The 18,756-nt window shown below is 28.1% G+C and carries 22 protein-coding genes, 1 tRNA gene and 1 pseudogene; 8 read left to right on the top strand and 16 right to left on the bottom strand.

Going from position 1 to position 18,756, the window contains the following annotated elements:
- Positions 1-55 precede the first annotated feature (55 nt).
- A tRNA-Leu gene (locus tag BLA33_RS00435) sits at positions 56-139 on the top strand.
- 13 nt (positions 140-152) lie between these two features.
- Here the strand turns inward: BLA33_RS00435 and BLA33_RS00430 are convergent.
- Both BLA33_RS00430 and BLA33_RS00425 read right to left on the bottom strand, forming a co-directional pair.
- Positions 153-1,007: a DUF368 domain-containing protein gene (locus tag BLA33_RS00430; RefSeq protein ID WP_029346803.1), complete on the bottom strand. Its 855-nt coding sequence runs from the start codon at positions 1,005-1,007 to the stop codon at positions 153-155.
- 39 nt (positions 1,008-1,046) lie between these two features.
- A complete protein-coding gene (locus BLA33_RS00425; protein WP_004791467.1) occupies positions 1,047-1,376 on the bottom strand; it encodes a nucleoside triphosphate pyrophosphohydrolase family protein in 330 nt (109 codons plus the stop codon).
- Positions 1,377-1,487: 111 nt separating this feature from the next.
- On the opposite strand from BLA33_RS00425, the gene BLA33_RS00420 reads away from it, so the two are divergent.
- Entirely contained in the window at positions 1,488-2,375 is an 888-nt protein-coding gene (locus BLA33_RS00420; protein WP_075226306.1) for a LysM peptidoglycan-binding domain-containing M23 family metallopeptidase, read from the top strand.
- Between the two features lie 244 nt (positions 2,376-2,619).
- Here the strand turns inward: BLA33_RS00420 and BLA33_RS00415 are convergent, their stop codons facing one another.
- The 14 genes and pseudogenes from BLA33_RS00415 to BLA33_RS00350 all read right to left on the bottom strand — a co-directional run bounded on the left by BLA33_RS00415 (position 2,620) and on the right by BLA33_RS00350 (position 15,324).
- Positions 2,620-3,978 (bottom strand): sigma-54-dependent transcriptional regulator, encoded by a 1,359-nt coding sequence (locus tag BLA33_RS00415; protein ID WP_075226305.1) that lies wholly within the window; start codon positions 3,976-3,978, stop codon positions 2,620-2,622.
- Between the two features lie 2 nt (positions 3,979-3,980).
- Positions 3,981-5,129, bottom strand: coding sequence for a two-component system sensor histidine kinase NtrB (locus BLA33_RS00410; protein WP_075226304.1), 1,149 nt, complete (start codon positions 5,127-5,129; stop codon positions 3,981-3,983).
- Positions 5,126-6,172 (bottom strand): DNA polymerase III subunit gamma/tau, encoded by a 1,047-nt coding sequence (locus BLA33_RS00405; RefSeq protein WP_029346804.1) that lies wholly within the window; start codon positions 6,170-6,172, stop codon positions 5,126-5,128. Before BLA33_RS00405 ends, BLA33_RS00410 begins: the two co-directional genes overlap by 4 nt.
- Before the next feature lie 10 nt (positions 6,173-6,182).
- Complete coding sequence (locus BLA33_RS00400; protein ID WP_029346805.1) at positions 6,183-6,671, bottom strand: CvpA family protein; 489 nt, start codon at positions 6,669-6,671, stop codon at positions 6,183-6,185.
- Positions 6,668-7,759, bottom strand: a complete 1,092-nt coding sequence (gene murG, locus BLA33_RS00395) for an undecaprenyldiphospho-muramoylpentapeptide beta-N-acetylglucosaminyltransferase (RefSeq protein WP_075226303.1) — start codon at positions 7,757-7,759, stop codon at positions 6,668-6,670. Before murG ends, BLA33_RS00400 begins: the two co-directional genes overlap by 4 nt.
- Before the next feature lie 104 nt (positions 7,760-7,863).
- A complete protein-coding gene (locus tag BLA33_RS00390; RefSeq protein WP_004791250.1) occupies positions 7,864-8,658 on the bottom strand; it encodes a PfkB family carbohydrate kinase in 795 nt (264 codons plus the stop codon).
- A pseudogene (gene tsaD, locus BLA33_RS00385) lies at positions 8,633-9,674 on the bottom strand (tRNA (adenosine(37)-N6)-threonylcarbamoyltransferase complex transferase subunit TsaD). The gene BLA33_RS00390 and the pseudogene tsaD overlap by 26 nt, the downstream one beginning before the upstream one ends.
- Positions 9,671-10,543 carry a divergent polysaccharide deacetylase family protein gene (locus tag BLA33_RS00380; RefSeq protein WP_075226302.1) on the bottom strand — a complete coding sequence of 291 codons (873 nt, stop codon included), beginning with the start codon at positions 10,541-10,543 and terminating at the stop codon, positions 9,671-9,673. The pseudogene tsaD and the gene BLA33_RS00380 overlap by 4 nt, the downstream one beginning before the upstream one ends.
- A 50-nt stretch (positions 10,544-10,593) precedes the next feature.
- On the bottom strand, positions 10,594-11,394 hold the full coding sequence (gene rpoS, locus BLA33_RS00375) for an RNA polymerase sigma factor RpoS (RefSeq protein ID WP_004791281.1): 801 nt from the start codon (positions 11,392-11,394) through the stop codon (positions 10,594-10,596).
- A 153-nt stretch (positions 11,395-11,547) separates the two neighbouring features.
- Complete coding sequence (locus BLA33_RS00370; RefSeq protein ID WP_004791352.1) at positions 11,548-11,868, bottom strand: rod-binding protein; 321 nt, start codon at positions 11,866-11,868, stop codon at positions 11,548-11,550.
- Positions 11,858-12,859 carry a flagellar basal body P-ring protein FlgI gene (locus BLA33_RS00365; protein ID WP_029346806.1) on the bottom strand — a complete coding sequence of 334 codons (1,002 nt, stop codon included), beginning with the start codon at positions 12,857-12,859 and terminating at the stop codon, positions 11,858-11,860. Before BLA33_RS00365 ends, BLA33_RS00370 begins: the two co-directional genes overlap by 11 nt.
- 172 nt (positions 12,860-13,031) lie before the next feature.
- Positions 13,032-13,466: a hypothetical protein gene (locus tag BLA33_RS00360; RefSeq protein ID WP_029346807.1), complete on the bottom strand. Its 435-nt coding sequence runs from the start codon at positions 13,464-13,466 to the stop codon at positions 13,032-13,034.
- 199 nt (positions 13,467-13,665) lie between these two features.
- Positions 13,666-14,463, bottom strand: coding sequence for a flagellar basal-body rod protein FlgG (gene flgG, locus BLA33_RS00355; protein WP_029346808.1), 798 nt, complete (start codon positions 14,461-14,463; stop codon positions 13,666-13,668).
- 12 nt (positions 14,464-14,475) lie between these two features.
- Positions 14,476-15,324, bottom strand: a complete 849-nt coding sequence (locus tag BLA33_RS00350; protein WP_011194069.1) for a flagellar hook-basal body protein — start codon at positions 15,322-15,324, stop codon at positions 14,476-14,478.
- Between the two features lie 253 nt (positions 15,325-15,577).
- On the opposite strand from BLA33_RS00350, the gene BLA33_RS00345 reads away from it, so the two are divergent.
- The 6 genes from BLA33_RS00345 (at position 15,578) to obgE (ending at position 18,701) form a co-directional block, all read left to right on the top strand.
- On the top strand, positions 15,578-16,138 hold the full coding sequence (locus tag BLA33_RS00345) for a DUF2147 domain-containing protein (protein ID WP_075226301.1): 561 nt from the start codon (positions 15,578-15,580) through the stop codon (positions 16,136-16,138).
- 62 nt (positions 16,139-16,200) lie between these two features.
- A complete protein-coding gene (locus BLA33_RS00340) occupies positions 16,201-16,731 on the top strand; it encodes an adenine phosphoribosyltransferase (RefSeq protein ID WP_029346810.1) in 531 nt (176 codons plus the stop codon).
- Between the two features lie 57 nt (positions 16,732-16,788).
- A complete protein-coding gene (gene rplU, locus BLA33_RS00335; protein WP_004791246.1) occupies positions 16,789-17,100 on the top strand; it encodes a 50S ribosomal protein L21 in 312 nt (103 codons plus the stop codon).
- A gap of 5 nt (positions 17,101-17,105) precedes the next feature.
- Positions 17,106-17,426 (top strand): ribosomal-processing cysteine protease Prp, encoded by a 321-nt coding sequence (locus tag BLA33_RS00330; protein ID WP_029346811.1) that lies wholly within the window; start codon positions 17,106-17,108, stop codon positions 17,424-17,426.
- A complete protein-coding gene (gene rpmA, locus BLA33_RS00325) occupies positions 17,426-17,671 on the top strand; it encodes a 50S ribosomal protein L27 (RefSeq protein WP_004791364.1) in 246 nt (81 codons plus the stop codon). Before BLA33_RS00330 ends, rpmA begins: the two co-directional genes overlap by 1 nt.
- Before the next feature lie 43 nt (positions 17,672-17,714).
- Complete coding sequence (obgE, locus tag BLA33_RS00320; protein ID WP_075226300.1) at positions 17,715-18,701, top strand: GTPase ObgE; 987 nt, start codon at positions 17,715-17,717, stop codon at positions 18,699-18,701.
- The last annotated feature ends 55 nt before the right edge of the window (positions 18,702-18,756 follow it).

Below are 18,756 nucleotides of genomic sequence, written 5' to 3'. Positions count from 1 at the left end.
ATTCTCTTGCGTAACTTGACATCATAATATATTATTATTTATTATATTATTCTATGCCGAAGTGGTGGAAGTGGTAGACACACAGGACTTAAAATCCTGAGGAGGAAGCTCCGTACCGGTTCAAGTCCGGTCTTCGGTATTTTTAAAACTTTTTATTTACATTTATCAGTCATTTTTTTGTTTATAAACATTCCCAATATAAATGATGTTCCCAAAGACGTAAAAGATGTAAAGCTGATTTTATAATTTAATTTTAATACGATTAATATCATTTGTAGAATTGATCCAAAAATTAGGCCTCTTGATAAATAAATAAAATTATTTAATTGATTATCTATTATTTTCTTTATTATTAATATTGATGTAACTATTCCTATTGTTACAGCTGCTGTAAATATTGCAATAAGAGTAATGTTAAATTCGGATATAATGAGTATTATTTCTTTATAAAAGCCAAATAGTAAAAGCACTGCAGATCCTGAGATTCCCGGCAAGATCATTGATGCTCCGCTTATTGCTCCGGAGGATATTAATAATAAGTAATATTTTATTGAGTTTTTGTCTTTAGGTATTGTGCTTTGCAATTGTATATTAGATTCTTTGATTATTAAGAAGAGCACAATAATAGCCATGCCAATCAAAAACAACAAATGCTTTAATATTTTTTTATTACTATTTGTTTCTTTTAATATTTCTGGCTTTAGTGTTAGCATACTCCCAAATGTTAATCCTATGAAAAATGCTATTAGCAACGCTTCTATTATTCCATTGTCAAAGGCATAAGCTTTGAATATTTTTGCAGCTAATAATATTGAGGTTAACATTCCTGTTGCCAAAATGGTTAAAAACATTAAATTTTTTTTAATTTCTGTAAGCTTTAAGATTTCTGAAATAGAATTTATTATTTTGTAATATATTTTTAATATTAAAGCCAGTGTTCCCCCAGAAACCCCTGGGATTATGTTTGCAATTCCAAGTAAAATTCCCTTTATATAAATATTAAGCATTTGTATTTTTAGACTTTAAGTATTTTTGATCTCAATGCTTTATCTGTCGTCACCTTCACCATTTATTGTTCCATTTTCATGACGCTTTTGTATTTTTTTTAGGTTAGTTAGGGCAACATCTTCAAGTGTAATGCCTAGATTATTACTTAAAGTTGATAAGTACCATAAAACATCCCCAAGCTCTTTTTTAATTGATATTAAGTAGTCATCATCAATAATGTAATTTTTATCTCTTCCTAATTTTTTTATTTTTTCAACAACTTCTCCAGTTTCTCCAGCAAGACCAAGTGTTGTTAAAATTAATTCTTCTTTTTTATTTTTGTATTTAGCAGTTTTTTTTGCTTTTTCTTGGTATTCGTTTAGCTTCATGTTGAGAGAAAGTTTATTACAGTTTGTTATTATTTGCAAGTCTAAACACGATTTATTTTTTTTATGTTTTTTATTATATTTTGATTAATTAAGGGTGAAAGAATTTGCAGTATGAGTAAAAATTTTTTTTTATTTAAAGTAGTTTTCTTTTTTTTAAAAGCAATTTGTGTTTTTTCTTATCCAGAAATAAAAAATTTTTCAAGAAAAGATCCTATTTTTTCTGATCTTAAAGTCAAAGTTTTAAAATATAATAAAAAACAGCATATTCCCCTATTTTTTTACTTATATAAAGTTAAAAAGGGGGATACTTTTTTTAAAATTGCTAATAAAATAAATGGATGGCAGTCTGGCATTGCTACCGTTAATTTATTAGATTCTCCTCTTGTGAGTGTTGGGCAAGAGCTTCTTATTCCTAGTAAAAAAGGAGTTTTTGTTTTTGATAGCAAAGATTATAGGTTTAATAATTTGCTCTTAGCAACAAGAGATCTCACTAAAGCTGAAAAAATAAAAATTAAAAGGAGCGACAGAGTTTATGAGTTTTATTTTTTTGATTTTGTAAAGAATCCAGATTTTGGACTTTTTTCAGGTACAGAGTTACTTTTTTTTTTAAATGCCAACTTTATTTTTCCTTTAAAAAAATTTATTGTTAGTTCTGATTTTGGATTTAGAAATGATCCTTTCACTGGTAATAAAAGTTTTCATACGGGAATAGATCTTGCAGCTCCAATGAATACGGAAGTGTATTCCTCTTCTTCTGGAATAGTCATTGAAGTTGGATACAATGATCTTTATGGTAATTTTGTTGTAGTTGGTCACAAAAATAATATTAAATCTCTTTATGGGCATTTAAATTCATATTCTGTAAAGATAGGAGACCCGATTAAATCAGGCGAATTGCTTGGAATGGTAGGACAAACGGGGCGCTCAACAGGACCCCATTTACACTTTGAAATATTAAAAAAAAATATTCCTATTAACCCTTTAAAGCTTTTGAAGTAAACTTGGGTTGCAGGTAGCTAAATATACAATTATTAAATTGTATTGATTATTAATAAATAATAATGTATAATTACTTATTTGGTAAGAATATTTTTACACTTTTGCACCAGAATTTTGAAAGAAAGTGTTTCATTTTAATATAATTATTGACATTAAAAAATTTTTTGGTTTCAAAATTATACATTCAATTTATAGCCATGTTATTTTTTTGTATTGATTATTATTTAATAATTTGAAATAAATCTTATTGATCAATCTGATATTCGATTATTTTATTATGTAAAGTTTTTCTTCCTATTTTTAATATTTCGGCGCATTTGCTTTTATTGTTTTTGGAATGAAAAAGCGTTTGTTTTATTATTTCTTTTTCAGCCTCTTTTAGGCTAATTCCTATTGGTAGTGTGATTTTAAATATAAGATTTTCATTATTCTTGATTTTTGCCGGTAAATCTTCTTTGGTGATTTGCTTTCCTTTTGATAATATTAATGCGCTTTCAAGTACATTTTTTAATTCTCTAATATTTCCTGGCCAATCGTAATAATAGAGAGCTTTAATTGCATCATTAGAAAGAGTTTTTTCTTGTCTATTATTTTCCTTTGCGACGTCTCTTATTAGTATGCTTGTTAAATTAGATATATCATCTTTTCTCTCTCTTAAAGGCGGTATGTTTATATTAATGATATTTAATCTATAAAATAAATCTTCTCTAAATTTCCCCTTTTTAATTTCTTCTTCAAGGTTCTTGTTTGTTGCAGCCAGAAGCCTAATGTCAACTTTAATTGTAGTTTCTCCCCCAACGCGTTCAAATGTTTTGTTTTGTAGTACTCTTAAAAGTTTAACTTGAATTTCAGGTGAAATTTCTGCTATCTCATCAAGAAAAATTGTACCTTTGTTAGCAAGTTCAAATCTGCCTTTTTTTTTGGAAATTGCGCCAGTGAATGCTCCTTTTTCATGCCCAAAAAGCTCGCTTTCAAGGATGCTTTCAGAAAGTGCAGCGCAATTTACTTTTATAAATGGTTTGTCATTTCTATTTGAAAGATCAAAAATAGCATCGGCTATTATCTCTTTTCCAACACCGATTTCGCCCGTTATAAGAACAGATGCGTTTGATTTTGCTATTTTTATTACAAGTTCAAAAATCTTTTGCATTAACAGCGATTTTCCTATGATTTTTTCATAGTATTTTAAATCTTTTCTTATTAGAATATTTTCTAAATTGACATTTTCTCCATTGTTATTTTCTTTTTTATTTAATGATCTTTTTATTATTAGCAAGAGTCTTTCAAGGTCTAAGGGTTTTGTTAAAAAATCGTAAGCACCTTCTCTCATGGCGTCTACAGCAGAATCAACTGTTCCGTGGGCCGTTAAAATAATAAAAGGTATTTTTAAGTTTTTTTCTTTAACTATTTTGAGCAATTTTTCTCCTGATATCTGAGGCATTCTAAGATCAGATATTATTACATCAAGATTTTCATTTTCAATTGTTTCAAGAGCTTCCTCTCCGTCGCTAGCCGTGAAAACAAAATATCCTTCATCCTCAAGATAGGTAGCAATTCCTTCTCTAATATTCTTTTCATCATCAGCTACAAGTATTTTGCTCATTTTTAATACCCTTCAATTAAAATATTTTTTTTATTTAGTTTAGGAAGTGTGATTGTAAAAATAGTACCTTTACCTTCTTTGCTTTCTGCAAAAATTTCACCCCCAAGCTCTTTTATTATTTTATAAGAAATAGTAAGTCCTATTCCACTTCCTTTTTCTTTTGTGCTAAATTGAGGTTTAAATATTTCCTCTTTTACTTCATCTTTTATTCCGATTCCATTATCTTTTATGTTGATATGTATTTTATTGTCTTTTTCTAAAAGAAAAATTTCTATTTTTTTTATTTCTTTTTTTGTTTCAAGCAGTGCTTCTTCTGCATTTTTAACTATATTTATAATAACTTGTTTTAATAGTTTCTCATCAACAAGGATATTGCTTATTTTATTTAAATTAAGTAGTAGTTTTATGTTTTTGTTTTCTAATTCGGGATTTAACAATTCATATACACTGTTTATTACTTGTTTAATATCTTTTTCTTGTAAGTTAATTTTTATTGGTCTTACAGTTAATAAAAATTCTGTTACTATTTTATCTACTCTGTTTATTTCTTCTTTTATTACTTTGAAATAATTTTCAGCTTTACCATTTTTTATTTTTTGTTTTTTAATTTCCTTTTTTAGCAGTTGTAAATTTATATCGATTGCTCCAAGTGGGTTTTTGATTTCATGAGCAATATTTCTTGCATGCCTTGTAAAAGAGGCTAAAGCTTCAACTCTTCTAAACATTTCCTCTTTCTTTTTTTTCTCTTTAATGTCTTCTATCAAAATAATGTTGCCTTCAAGTTTTTTTTCTTTTACATAAGGCATAAATGAAATTTTAATATATATATTGTTTGAGATTGGGACTTCTAATCCTATTATTTTATCTTCTGTTCTAACTATTTCTTTTATTAAATTTATTAAGATTGGAATTTGAATATCATCAAGAATTTCTATTTTTGATTTAGCTGTTAAAGCTAGAATTTGGTATAAAATCTTATTTGAATAGATTATGTTGTTTTGTTTGTCAAGGACAATGATTCCTTCATTAATTGATGCGAATATTCCGTCATATATTTCTATTTTTTTGTAAATTTGTTCAATAAATTTAGTTTTTTGTTCATTAGATAATTTGTTTAGTTTTGTTAAAGCTTTTTTAAAAAAATTATTCATATCTCCTCGTAATTTAGCATCAAGTTTTCTATTATTAATTTTTTATTTTGATTATAAGGGCGATATTTATAAATATTTTTCAAATGTTCTGTGTATTTGAGATATTGATTAATATCTATCTTTTTTTCTAAAAAATCTTTTCTAATGTTAATTGTAAGTTCGTTTAAAAATATTTTAAAGCTCTGATCATCTTTTATAAAGTCGATTTCTTCAAGATTAAATATGGATTTTTTTTCTTTTATTATATTTAAAATTTTTATTAATTCTTTTTTTATTTTTTTGCTTTCTTCTTCGTAAAATGAGGCGAAATACTCCTCAATTGTTATGTCTTTGTTTGTTAGAAAGCTTTCTTTGAATATTTGAATTCCCAATCTTTTTTCTGGTTTTGTGAAATTATAGATTCTAAGTCTTGAAAGTATTGTTTTTGGTATTTTGTTTTTATTTCTTGCTGCTAAGATAAAGTAAATATTTAAAGGAGGCTCTTCTAGTATTTTTAAAAGTGAGTTGTGTACATTAAATGATAAGTTTTCGATTTCGTTTATGTAGATTACCTTTGGTTTTTCTTTTTCAGAAAAAATCCAAGTTTGAATTTTTTTTACATCATAAACAGTAATATTACGATTTAGTTCTTTGTTTATATTTTCTATATTTTTTATAAGCTCATTTTTTATGTTTATATTATATTCTTTTTTATAATAAACAGAATTAATGTAGTTGATATTTTTTTCTATTTTTTTCAAATTTTTTTCATTACTGAAATAACATTTGGTAAAAATTACAGTTTTAATGTATTCTAGGTATTTATTTACTATTTTATACGAATTCGTAGAAAGATGCGCTTTTGCTTCTATTGTATCGAGATTTGCAAAAATGAGCAAATTAGGGTTTGTTAAGTTTTTTTCGTTTAATATTTTTTTTGCAAGCTCAATTGCGCTGACCTTTTTTGATGAAAACTTTTCTCCTAGTAAAAGAATTGCATTTGGTAATATTTTTTGATCATATGCTTTTATTATGTCTTTGGCAATCTTTGGAAGTATTGTCATTATTGGTTCCTTATTTTGTTTTTGAGATTTTAAAGAGATAGCTTATTCCAGGGTTTAAATAATCAAGGAGTTTACTTTCTTTTAGGAAATATTCAGGCTTAAATATTTGTTGTGAGTGTATTATGTAAACCACGATTGCAATTATTCCAAAAGCTTCAAGTAGACCAAGCACTAAGCCTAGCATTCTGTTGAAGAATACTAATTTAAGTTGGCTCATTATTGATTCTATTAAGGATTGTAGTATTAAAAATCCTATATGTATGAGCAGAAAAAATACAAGAAGTGCTTGGATGTAGGACAGCTCAACAATAGGTTTAACCAACATTCTAAACTCTTCAGTTTTTTTATAAAGCAGGATTATTAAAACAAAAACTTCGGCAAATCCGCTAATTTCTTTAATAAATCCTCTTAAAAATCCTCTAAATCCTAAAGATGTGAAAATTATTATTATTAGTATGTCCACTATTCCGGTTATTTTTATAGGATCGTTTACTATCATTTAGATTTTGTCTCCTTAATATCTTCTATTAGTAATTTGGCTATTAAAGTTGAAGAATGCTTATTGTTGAATTTCTTGATGTTTTCTTTTAGAGAGTTGATTTTTTCTCTATCATTTAAAGTTTCTTTTATAACTTTCAAAATATTTGTATTTAAAATTTCATCTTCATCTATATAAATGCAAGCATTTTGATTTTTTAGTAATTTTGCATTTTTAATTTGATCTCCTCTAGAGCCTTTTTTAAATGGAATCAAAATTACACATGTGCAAGCATTTGCAAATTCCTTTATTGCTCCAGCTCCAGCTCTGCTTATTATTATATTGGAAAATTTAACTATGCTTGCCATTTCTTCTGCGTTAAAAAATTGTCTTCTCAGGTAATTGTCTTCTCTCAGGCCATTTAAGTTTTTCCCTGATTGATGGATGAAGTAGATTTCAGAATCCTTTTTAATAAAGAGTGCAAGGTTGTTTAAAACATTAGCACCAAGAGATCCCCCAAGTATGCTAACAATTGGTTTGTTAGTGTTTTGAGTTAATTGTTTGATGATTTTGGGATTTGGAGTTAAGAATTCTTTTCTTATAGGAGATCCTGTGTAAATAATGTTTTTATGGTTTTTAAAGTATTTTTCACTTTCTTTGAAGCTTGTGTATATTTTATTTGCGAATTTAGCATTAATTTTTGTTGCAAGCCCAGGATCCAAATCCATTTCATGGGTTATTCTTTTTATTTTTAACAAACTAGATGCAATAATTGTAGGAGTTGAGACAAATCCCCCAGTTGCATAGACAATCTGAGGTTTATATTTTTTTAAAATGTAGAAGCTTTTTATTATTCCAAGTATTACTTTAAAAAAGTCAGTAAAATTTTGAAAAGAAAAATAACGTCTAAGTTTCCCGCATGGAACCGGAATAAATTTAATATTATTTTGTTCTTTTATCAATTTTTCTTCTATAGATTTTTTTTTGCCTATCCAAAAAAATTCAATTTCATTGTCCAATTCTTTTAATTTTTGTATTATAGATATTCCTGGAAATACGTGGCCTCCAGTCCCCCCCCCTGTAAAAAATATTCTTTTTTTGTTTGACATATATTTATTTATCCATAAAAACAATAAAGCATTTGCTTTTTAATAGATTTTTTAGTACAAAAAATCTATTAAATCTTTTAAATTGAATTTAATGAAATTTAAATTCAAAATGTATTTTTTAAAAATTTTTCAATCCGAACCCCTTCTTTTTTTAAAGCATTTTCTTTAATTGAATCTTTTATTATTAAGTGAATAGCTTTTGTTGTTTTTTCCAGGGCCTGTTCCATTTCGAATTTTTCCAAGTATCCTATAAGCAAACTAGTAAATAAATCTCCCGTTCCACTGAAATTTTGCTCTAATTTTTCTAAAAAAAACTCTGAGTATTCTTTGTTTTTAGGATTGTAGCAAATGTTTCCTAAAAGATCTCCTTTTTTGACGCTTGTAACAACTACTACTCCTTTTGTATCAAGATTTAATATTGCTTTTATAATATCATCTTTGTTGTTAAGTTGTGAGCTTTTACTTAGCATTTCAAGTTCTGTGATATTGGGTGTTATTATGTTTGCATACTTTATGATTTTTCTAAAGCCACTAATTATTTTATTATCAAATATAGAGTAAATTTTCCCATTGTCAGCAAATACAGGGTCAATTACAATTTTTTCAAATTTTATTAATTTAATTATTTTTTCTATTGTTATTTGTTGTGTTTCGCTTCCTAGAAATCCCGTATAGAGTATGTCAAAATGTTCATTTTGCTCTTTCCATATCTTGATAAATTTTTCCAAATGATCAGTTAAATCAACTATTTCAAATTTTTTATAAGCTGTAGAAGCAGAAAGGACAGCTGTTACAAAAGGGCATACTTGCATATTAAACGAAGATATTACCGGTATACATATTGTTAGAGATGTTCTTCCCATACTTGAAATATCATGCATTGCTAAAATTCTTTTCACTATTTTCTTCCCTTGTATTGGTTTTTATAATTTTCTATTCTTGAATTTGCATCAGTTTCGATTGGACTTTCTCCGTATTTTAAATACATATTAAATCCAAGCCCCGCAATCATTGCTCCATTATCTGTGCAAAGATCAAGAGGAGGGTAGTAAGTTTGTATTTTTAATTTATTTATTTTTTCTCTTAAGTATAAATTGCTTGCAACACCGCCTGCTATTACCAATCTGTTGATTTGAGTATCTTTGATTGCTCTTTTTAGTGGGATAATTAGATTTTCAAAGGCAGCTTTTTGGAAGCTTGCAGCTATATTATTTTTTGTTGTTGGATTATCTTTGCTTTTGAATTTTTCGAGTTGATGTATGCAGGCTGTTTTTAGTCCAGAGTATGAAAAATCATACCAGTTTTCTTTTTTTCTAAAGGTGGTAACTGGAAATTTAAATGTGTTTTCATCTCCATTTTTAGATATTTGTTCGATGTTTGGACCTCCTGGAAATCCCATATTATAATGCTTTGCTACTTTGTCAAAAGCTTCCCCACAAGAATCATCTAGAGTTTTTCCAAGTATTTCAACATCATCGAAATTTTTTTGTTTAGCAATCAATGTATGTCCACCGCTTAATAATAATGATATAAATGGATATTCTATTTTTGAGCTCATTAAAGGAGCGTAAAGATGGGCTAAGATGTGGTCAATGCAAATAATAGGTTTTTTTAATGAAATTGCCAAACCTTTGGCAAAGTTTAATCCAACTATTAAAGATCCAATAAGTCCAGGTCTAGATGTTACAGCTATTAAGTCAATTTCAGATATTTTAGTATTTGCCTTTTTTAGTGCGTCTATACAAACAGACATAATAGCTTCAGTATGAAGTCTTGAGGCAATTTCGGGTACTACTCCGTAATATTTTTTATGTTCTTTTTGATTTAATTTTATATTGCTTAAAATACGAATGCCGTTTTCTACTACAGCTATGCAACAGTCGTCACAAGAGGTTTCTATTCCAAGTACTTTCATCTGATTGTTTCCTCGTAAAGATTTAATAAGTTGTCAAATTTAAATTCCTGGTTTAAATTAGGTCCTTCTTTTTCTAGGACTTTTAGTGTGTTTTTAGACCAAATATGTCCGATTACTTTTACTATTCCATGTTTTCTAGCAATATTTTTTGCTTTTTCAAGTTCCTTGAGTACGGACTCTTCTGTGTCTTTGTTATCAAGAAATACATCTCTTTTTTCTACTCTAACTCCAATTTCTTTACCTATTATTTCTGGTACGCTTCCTGCAATAGTTACGCTGTCGAAAAAATATCTATCAATCTCTTTAAGCTTTATTAAAATGATTTTCATTAAATCTTTATTTGAAGTTATTAAGCTACCCATGTGATTATTCATTATTTTTGCATCAGGATACATTTTAAATGTTTTTTCGATTTTTTTGTGTATTTCTTCCTTTTTATCTTTTATGTTTATATGAAATTTTTCTATTGAGTTTCTATGTTTTGATTGCATTGGGAAATGTATTATTATTGTTTTGTTATTATTTTTTAGCTTTTTGTATAAATTCATTGATTTTGGTAGAAATGGAATAATGGCATAATTTATTTCAAAATTAAGTTTTATAAATTGTTCTAACATAAATTCATCATAACCTACGTCATCGATGATTAAGTAAAACTTGGGCTTTATTCTGGATTTTTTATTTTCTTTGTTATTTATTATTAAGCTGTCTTTTTGTGTTTTTTGAAGCCTATCTTTAAGTGGTGCATTTACAACCTTTAAATTGTCGTTAAAATATAAAAAACTTGCAAATGCTTGAGTTATTGCAATAGCAATAATAATAAAAATTACAATAATAAATTTGTTTTTTTTAATATAAAATATAAACATTCATGACCACTGACTTAAAAGTAGATCAGAACATGCCATGAATGTCAATGTTAATTTATCTCTTCTTTTAGTTTTTTAAGAACTCTTTTTTCAATTTGTCTTACAGTTTCTGATGATATCCCAAGTTCTGTTGAAATGTCTTTTAAGGTGCTTTTTTTAGGATTATTGTCTAGGTTATATCTTTTTTTAATTATATATCTTTCCTTTTCATTTAATTTTGTTTCAAGTACATAATTCAAATGTTTTATAGTTGAGTCTTGTTCAAGAGTAATTTCAGGGTTAAAAGAATTGTCCTCGTATAGATTCAAGAGTGTTGAATTTTCAGATCCCTCTATTTCTTTATCTAGCGAATATTCTTTTTCAAGATAAGGAATAATTTTTATATACTGAGCAGGAGATAGATTAAATCTTTTCATTATTTCTTCTTTTTTGGGCGATTTTTCTTCTTCTGTTAAATATTTGTTTATTTGTAGTATTAGATTTTCTTTTCTGTATGGGACTTTTACCAATCTAGTTTTAGTATTTAATGCTCTTTGTAGCGATTGCTTGATCCAAAATGATGCATAAGTTGAAAATTTAGTGTTTTTATTCGGATCATATTTTTCAGCAGCTCTTATTAATCCTAAGTTGCCTTCTTGTATTAAGTCTTCAATTTTTAGTCCTTTGCCCGCATATCTTTTTATTATTTTTAAAACAAGTCGCAAATTTGCGTTTATCATCTTGTTTTTTGCCTGTGCGTTGCCTCTTTGTATTTGGCCTGCAAGTTTAATTTCTTCTTCGTGAGTAATCAACTTGTGTTCTCTTACCGATTTTAAATATATGTTTAAATCCTCATTGCTAAATATATTCATAGTCGTATATTTTTCTCCCCTTTCTTGAATATTGTGATTAACTTTTTACTACTTAACCTGCATGCAAAAATTGTGCCAATTTAGTTTAAGACTATCTTAAAATTAAATTGGATATAATTTTAAGTTGGGGGGAGATGTTTTTAGAATTATTTATTATTTATCTTTTTGTAATTGATTGTAAATCAAATTGGCAATTCCAAAGCTTTGAGATTGTGCCATTTGTTTTGCTCTTTGTTCGTAAAGCATATCTTCAAAAATTTCTTCTACTTGGCCTCCGCTTAGCAGATTTTGATTTTTGTTAAGAGTTTTTTTCATGCTTTCAAGCATTTGCTTGATAAATATAGCCTCAAATTCTAAAGAAGCTTTTCGAAGTTCTTCGTTTTTTTTAAAAGATTTTTTTATTTCTACGGGATTTTTAAAATTATTTATTTGATTTTTAAATTTTAGATTTTGTGAATTAATTTTAGTTTCCATTAATTTCCTCCAAGATAAGTTCTCCATCTAATTTATTGATTTTTTTTGCGGCTTGAATTATTTGAATTAATTCTTTATTGCTAAGGTTGTTGGAATTTTTCAATATGAATTCGTTTAATTTCATTGAGTTTACTTGAATTGTTGTTTTATTTTTGCTACTTAGAATAGTTTGATCGTCTTTTTCAATAGAAAATGTAAAAGTTCCTATTTTGGCATTTTCACTTGCTAGGATAATACCATTTTTTTTGTCTATTAGTACCTTAGGATTAGTTTCTATTTTAATATTCTCAATCTCTTCCAATAGGCTCATGTTTTTTGCTTCTATTTCTATTATGCTATCTGATTTAATTTTGTTGTTGATTTTTTTAGAGGTTAATATTTTATGAAGTCTATTTATTAATGTATAATTTCCTTTTTCAAGAATTATGTTATAGCTGTAGCTAGCATTTTGATTTTCATTTATTATTATAATATCCAGGGTGTATTCAGATCCTTTTAATTTGCCATTGGTCTTTATAATTCCTGATGCAATTGCTATTATTTCTCCCTCTTTATTTTTAAGATTTGTTTTTAAAAGTATTCCATTTGTTAAATCTTTTGAGTCTAATATTGATGCAATACGAGCTTTATGTTTTGAGCCCTTGATTGTATTACCTTTTACTTGGAGGCTTACACTTACTAGTGCAATATTTTTACTTTCTATGCTATTAGGGCTTATTTCACCTATTGTATTGTTTTCTTCTAAAATTTTATTTATAAGGTCTTTTTGTTTTAAAGAGTCTCCCTTTCCGGCAAGACCTACTACTATTCCAATGCCTGTTAAAAAATTTGTGCTTGTGGGACAAATATTTGCAATTTCTTTTAATTTTACGCTTTCAGACAACTTGTCGTTAAGTGATTGTTCTGCTTTTGGTTCTGTTGAAGCTTTGTTTGCCTGGGCGAATAGATTTGTTGTTGCAAATGCAATTAACATTAACATTAGTTTGTTCATTCTTTACTCTATTTATTTCATTTCCTTAATATTTACTATTTTATATCAATTATTGCAATTAATGAAACTTTTTTAGGTAAATCGCTAATTAATTCTTGATTTGTTGAATATTGTTTTTACTAAGACAGATTAAAATTAATGATTTTTAGATTGAGGACGATAAAATAAAACATTATTCTTTTTGTACTTTATTTAATCTTATCTCTTCATTTTTGCTTGTTTTGCGTATAACTTTATATTTACTGTTGTTTAATTCATTTAGACTGAGAACATCATTTATCCTTATTGTGTTAATTTTATATTTAAAGTAGATGTTATGTTCATTAAGGATTTCATTTTTTTTTAGATTTTCTTTTGCAAATACAATGGGCTCAATTATATCAATATACATATTAACGTAATTATGTCTTTTGTAACTTTCAAAGTTTTTTGCATAATAAACCAGAGTTTTTTGAATTGGAATATTTTTGTATGAATTATTGCTTTTTACTTTAAATTTTATTTTTTTGAAAAATTTGTCGTCTATGTTTATTTCAGATTCATCAAAGCTGAATTGAAGTATATAGATATTTTCATTTGATAAATTTTTTGTGATGTAATAAATCATTTCAAAAATTATTGATTTTTTAGTTAAATGTGGCGGGATATATATTTTTGATAAGCTTTGATTGTTGCATATTTTTGAATACTTTTTTGAAAAGAAATATGCTTTACTAGGAGTAATATTGAAGCACAAATCATGAGCAGCGCTTATAATTGAGCTTGTTGTGAAAAATAAAATAACAATAAATAATTTTTTTTTTATTTTATTGCCTTTTTAAATTATTTGCAATTCCTAACATATTGTCAGAAGTTTGAATAGCCTTTGAGTTTATTTCATAAGCCCTTTGAGCTACTATCATTGTTACCATTTCTTCAGCAATAGATACATTTGACATCTCAAGAATACCTTGTCTTAGTATTCCCATGCCTTCACTTCCTGGTATTCCTGTTATTTCTTGGCCTGATCCGGCTGTTTCTTTGAATAAATTGCTACCAATGGCACTTAGTCCTGCAGGATTAACAAATCTTGAGATTTCAATTTGTCCAAGTTCTATTGGTTCGTTGCTGTTATCAATTTTTACCGATACTATTCCTTGTTCAGATATTGTAATTGAGTTTTGGATATATTCTTCTGGGAAGAATATATTGGGCAATACCTTGTATCCTTGGCTTGTTACAAGTTCTCGATTAGAATCGATTTTAAATGATCCATCTCTAGTATATGCATAAGTTCCATCAGGCAGAAGAATTTTGTAAAATCCATCTCCTTCAATAGCAACATCAGTGAGTAAATTGGTGGATTGCATTTTTCCTTGTTCAAATATTCTCTGAGTAGCAGCGATTTTTGTTCCGTGGCCAACTTGATTCCCGAGCGGCCTTAAAGTATTTTCAGTTGCAGGAGTTCCTGCTCTGTTTTGGGTTTGATAAATCAAATCTTCAAATTCTGCTCTTATTTTTTTAAATCCTGTAGTATTTACATTTGAAAGATTATTGGCAATTGTGTCTACATTGTATTGTTGTGCAGTCATTCCACTTGCTGCTGTCCATAATGCTCTCATCATAAAACATGCTCCTTAATATTTTCCAATTTCATTTATTAACTTCCCTAAAAGGCTGTCTTCAGTTTGTATTGTTTTTTGATTAGCTTCGTAAGCTCTGTTGATTTCAATCATTAAAACCATTTCTTTCACAGCATTAACATTGGAAGCTTCAAGTGCCCCTGTTTCTATTTTAGGCCTTAATGATATATCAATTTCTTGTGCCTTGCCAGATGTTTTTGTGTCAACCCATAAAGAATTTCCCTGTTTTTTGAGAAATCTGGGATTTTCAAAATTTACAATTCTGATTGTATCAAGCAGCTCATAATTTTCCCAAGAATTTTCATGCTCGCTAACAAGTCTTTTAGGGTTTGATTCAAAGCTTGAATTGTGGAAGATTTGTCCTTGAGGTGTTATTTTAAAATTATTCTTTTTAAGATATATATATCCTTTTTCTCCTAGAACAGGAAATCCGCTCTTTGTAACAAGGATTCCCTCTTTCCCAATAGTAAAAGAACCATTTCTTGTATATCTCTCTCCATCTGAAGTTTGTATTACAAAAAATCCTTGATCAGTTAGCGCTAAATCTAATGGGTTGCTAGTAGTTTTTAATGGGCCTTGTTCAAATAGTGTATATATTTCATTTTCTTCAACTCCTGTTCCCAGTTTACCTACAATAGGAGCTGTTTCAAGATGTCCTTTGGGAAATTTATAAAGGCCATCATCGTTTAGTCTTCTTATTAGCATTTCTGGAAATGCTTTTTGAATGGATAAATCTTTTTTGTATCCAATGAGATCTATATTTGCTAAATTATTTGACACTACGTCAAGCTTGTGTCTTTCTGCCATCATTCCGCTAGCAGCTGTATAAATTCCTCTTACCACGATCAAATCCTTAAAGACAATTAACTTTATTAATACTAGCATTAATTATCTTATATAACAATTAATTGACCTATTGTTTTTGCTTAATTTTGTATTTTTTTATCTAGTTTTTGTTTAGATTTTTATCTTGATAATCAAAATTATAGAATAAGTTGTATAATGATGTTTGCGACTAATTTTTAAATTAGCCATCTTAAATGAGTAATTTAAAAAAAGAGCTATTATTTAGAATTATTAGTTTTAAGGAGATTTGATGAACAAGATTTTGTCAAAGTTTTTTCTTTTTTTTTGTTTTGCAATGTTTTTATTTGCAAATTTAGAAAATACAAATGAAAAGGAAATTATTAATAAGGCTGAAAACCTTGATTCTAGAAACGAAGTTTTAGGGTATTGGGTTGGTTATAATGATGTGAGCAATATAAAAAATTCTATTATTTATGTTTATAAATATAATGGAGAAGTTTATGGGCGAATTTTAACCATAATAAAAGATGGTAAAAAATATAATGCCGAAAATCCCTCAGGAGATACTGTGGTTGGGTTTGAAAATCTTGCAATAGAGGGTCTTGATTTTATGTGGGGTCTTAAGTATTCTCCTTCTTCTAAAAAATGGGATAGAGGCAAAATAATAGATCCTAAAAACGGTAAAATTTATAATTCTGAGATGAGCGTTGACAGTAAAACTGGGAATCTTATCACCAGGGGGAAAGTTTGGATTTTTGGCAGAAGTAAAATTTGGACAAGAGCCGAAGCTGATGAAATACCAAAAGTAGACTTAGTTAATCTTGTTCCAGCGCCTCCTTTAAAAAAGTAAATTTGGCTTTTGGTTTTACTATTTTGAAAAATACACAAACATATAGATGGGATAAGTAGGTTATGAAAAATAAAACAGAGTATTATGATAAGTTTATTGCAAAAGTACCCGATTTTCCTAAAAAGGGTGTTCTTTTTTACGATATTACTAGTGTTTTGTTAAAACCCGAAGTTTATGCTTCATTAATAAATGAGGCATATTCTTTTTATAATCTTAAAAAGATTGATTGCATTGCTGTTGTTGAGTCCAGGGGGTATTTAATAGGTGCTCCTTTGTCTTTAAAAATGCAACTTCCTCTTGTTTTAATTCGAAAAGAGGGTAAATTGCCCAGAGAGGTTTTTGGCGAAGAGTATGAGCTTGAATATGGCTTTGGGAAAATAGAAGTACACAAAGATGATGTTAGAATGTATTCCAATATTCTTTTAATAGATGATATATTGGCTACTGGTGGAACTTTAAAGTCGTCTGCAATTTTACTAGAGAGAGCCGGGGGCAGGGTTAAGGATATTTTTTGTTTTATTGAGCTTTGTGGTATTAATGGTAGACGCATTCTTGAAGACTATGAGGTTAATTCTCTTGTAAGGTACAATTAACTTAATGCTTGACTTTTCTTTTTTATTAAATTTACAATGTTTAGTTGAGGTAATGTAATGTATGCATTGGTAGAAATAAATGGAAAGCAATATAAGGCTATTGAGGGTGAATTTTTAAAAATAGATAAAATTTCTCCTATTGAAAAAGATAAGCTGGAATTTAATAGTGTTTTACTTATCAATAAAGATGGAGAGATTAAAATAGGAAAGCCCTATGTTGCAAATTCTCTTATTAGATGTACCTATAAAGAAGATAAAAAAGATAAAAAGGTTGTTTCTTACAGATATAGAAGAAGAAAATCAAGTGAGCGAAAAGTTGGACACAGACAAACCTATTCTTATATTTTGGTTGATGAAATAGTTTTTTAAGTTTATTGATTAATGTTTTAGTAAAAGTAAAAGACGATGTAATCATTTATCTTTTAGCTAATGGTCATGCCATAAGTAAGAATAATGTTAATGTTGTCTGCTCTTCTTTTTCTTTTATTTTGAGAACCTTTTTCAGCGTTCTTGATCTTGAGGGCGAGGCTTTTATTGTAAAAAATTCAAAAAGAGGTTATTTAGAATTTAAGCCCTTTTTTAAGGATTTGAACAAAGAAAGTCTGTTTTATTATAGTAGATTTTTAATTAGAGGCATAAATGATTTGTGCTTTGAATATCCTAATGATATTAAATTAGTTTTGGAGGAAAATTAATGGCAACAAGTAAAAGTGGTGGTAGTTCAAAAAATGGACGAGATTCTATATCTAAACGACTTGGAGTTAAAAGAAGTGGTGGCCAGTTTGTTAAGGCTGGGGAAATAATTGTTAGACAAAGAGGTACAAAATTTCATAAGGGTAAAAACGTCGGCCTTGGAAGAGACTATACAATATTTGCGCTTTCATCTGGCAAGGTAGAGTTTAAAACTTTAAAGGGAAGAAAATATGTAAATATTATTTAGCATGTAAATAATATTTGGCTTAAATTGAAAAATTGGAGAAAGTTTGTATAACTTTAAAGACTCTGTAAGTATAACGGTAATTTCGGGCAATGGCGGTTCTGGGTGTGTTTCTTTTTTGCGAGAAAAGTTTAATGCAAAGGGTGGTCCGGATGGTGGAAATGGCGGGAGCGGTGGGAGTGTAATTTTCAAGGTGAAAGAAAATCTTCGCACTTTATCTTCTTATAAAAATGGCCATGTGCTTTGTGCCAAAAATGGTAGACCTGGAATGGGTTTCAAGAGAAGCGGAGCTAATGGGAAAGATTTAATTCTTTTTGTTCCCCCAAATACGGACATTTATAATGAAAACGACGAAACTCTTTTGTGTAGACTTGAAAAATTAAATGACGAATTTGTTATTTTAAAAGGTGGCAGAGGTGGTCTTGGTAATTGGAATTTTAAAACTTCAATTAGAAGGACGCCAAGGTTTGCTCAACCCGGAGAATCAGGCAATAGCTTGAATGTTCGTCTTGAACTTTCTTTGGTGGCGGATATTGGACTTGTTGGACTTCCCAATGCTGGCAAATCTTCTCTTCTTAATAGAATAACTTCAGCAAAATCTAGGGTCGCAAATTATCCTTTTACAACAAAGATTCCCCATCTTGGTGTACTTAGATATTCTTATGATGATTTAATCATTGCAGATATTCCGGGAATAATTAAAGGTGCTAGCTTTGGAGTAGGACTTGGGACTAAATTTTTAAAACATATTACTAAAACTAAAATTTTAGCTTTAGTAATTGATATTTCTGAAGCAAATTTTTTAGAATCATATAACATTCTTTTGAATGAATTAAAATCTTATAGCTATAAGCTTTTTAATAAAAAAAAAATTATTATTGCCAATAAGCTTGATTTGGACAGTTCTGAGAAAAATTTTAATTGCTTGATGAAGACCCTGGGAAAAGAAAAGATTATCGGTATCTCTATTTATGAGAATAGAGGGATTGATGAACTTATTAAAGAATTTTTTATTTTGGCTAAAGCTTTTTAGTAAAATTGATTTTTATTGTGGGCTTTTTTGTTTTTAGGACTTGGTTTTTGTATGC

Origin of the sequence: Borreliella garinii, assembly GCF_001922545.1 — a bacterium.
Lineage (GTDB): Bacteria > Spirochaetota > Spirochaetia > Borreliales > Borreliaceae > Borreliella > Borreliella garinii.
This window is presented reverse-complemented; position numbering and strand designations above follow the sequence as displayed.

Excerpts from the sequence above, each read along its gene's own strand:
- BLA33_RS00415 (WP_075226305.1), bottom strand. The coding sequence starts at position 3,978 with ATGAGCAAAATACTTGTAGCTGATGATGAAAAGAATATTAGAGAAGGA.
- BLA33_RS00360 (WP_029346807.1), bottom strand. The coding sequence starts at position 13,466 with ATGATTTATTACATCACAAAAAATTTATCAAATGAAAATATCTATATA.
- rpoS (WP_004791281.1), bottom strand. The coding sequence starts at position 11,394 with ATGAATATATTTAGCAATGAGGATTTAAACATATATTTAAAATCGGTA.
- BLA33_RS00410 (WP_075226304.1), bottom strand. The coding sequence starts at position 5,129 with ATGAATAATTTTTTTAAAAAAGCTTTAACAAAACTAAACAAATTATCT.
- murG (WP_075226303.1), bottom strand. The coding sequence starts at position 7,759 with ATGTCAAACAAAAAAAGAATATTTTTTACAGGGGGGGGGACTGGAGGC.
- BLA33_RS00340 (WP_029346810.1), top strand. The coding sequence starts at position 16,201 with ATGAAAAATAAAACAGAGTATTATGATAAGTTTATTGCAAAAGTACCC.
- BLA33_RS00365 (WP_029346806.1), bottom strand. The coding sequence starts at position 12,859 with ATGAACAAACTAATGTTAATGTTAATTGCATTTGCAACAACAAATCTA.
- BLA33_RS00425 (WP_004791467.1), bottom strand. The coding sequence starts at position 1,376 with ATGAAGCTAAACGAATACCAAGAAAAAGCAAAAAAAACTGCTAAATAC.
- BLA33_RS00405 (WP_029346804.1), bottom strand. The coding sequence starts at position 6,172 with ATGACAATACTTCCAAAGATTGCCAAAGACATAATAAAAGCATATGAT.
- BLA33_RS00430 (WP_029346803.1), bottom strand. The coding sequence starts at position 1,007 with ATGCTTAATATTTATATAAAGGGAATTTTACTTGGAATTGCAAACATA.
- BLA33_RS00400 (WP_029346805.1), bottom strand. The coding sequence starts at position 6,671 with ATGATAGTAAACGATCCTATAAAAATAACCGGAATAGTGGACATACTA.
- rplU (WP_004791246.1), top strand. The coding sequence starts at position 16,789 with ATGTATGCATTGGTAGAAATAAATGGAAAGCAATATAAGGCTATTGAG.
- rpmA (WP_004791364.1), top strand. The coding sequence starts at position 17,426 with ATGGCAACAAGTAAAAGTGGTGGTAGTTCAAAAAATGGACGAGATTCT.
- BLA33_RS00420 (WP_075226306.1), top strand. The coding sequence starts at position 1,488 with ATGAGTAAAAATTTTTTTTTATTTAAAGTAGTTTTCTTTTTTTTAAAA.
- BLA33_RS00345 (WP_075226301.1), top strand. The coding sequence starts at position 15,578 with ATGAACAAGATTTTGTCAAAGTTTTTTCTTTTTTTTTGTTTTGCAATG.
- flgG (WP_029346808.1), bottom strand. The coding sequence starts at position 14,463 with ATGATGAGAGCATTATGGACAGCAGCAAGTGGAATGACTGCACAACAA.
- BLA33_RS00370 (WP_004791352.1), bottom strand. The coding sequence starts at position 11,868 with ATGGAAACTAAAATTAATTCACAAAATCTAAAATTTAAAAATCAAATA.
- BLA33_RS00380 (WP_075226302.1), bottom strand. The coding sequence starts at position 10,543 with ATGTTTATATTTTATATTAAAAAAAACAAATTTATTATTGTAATTTTT.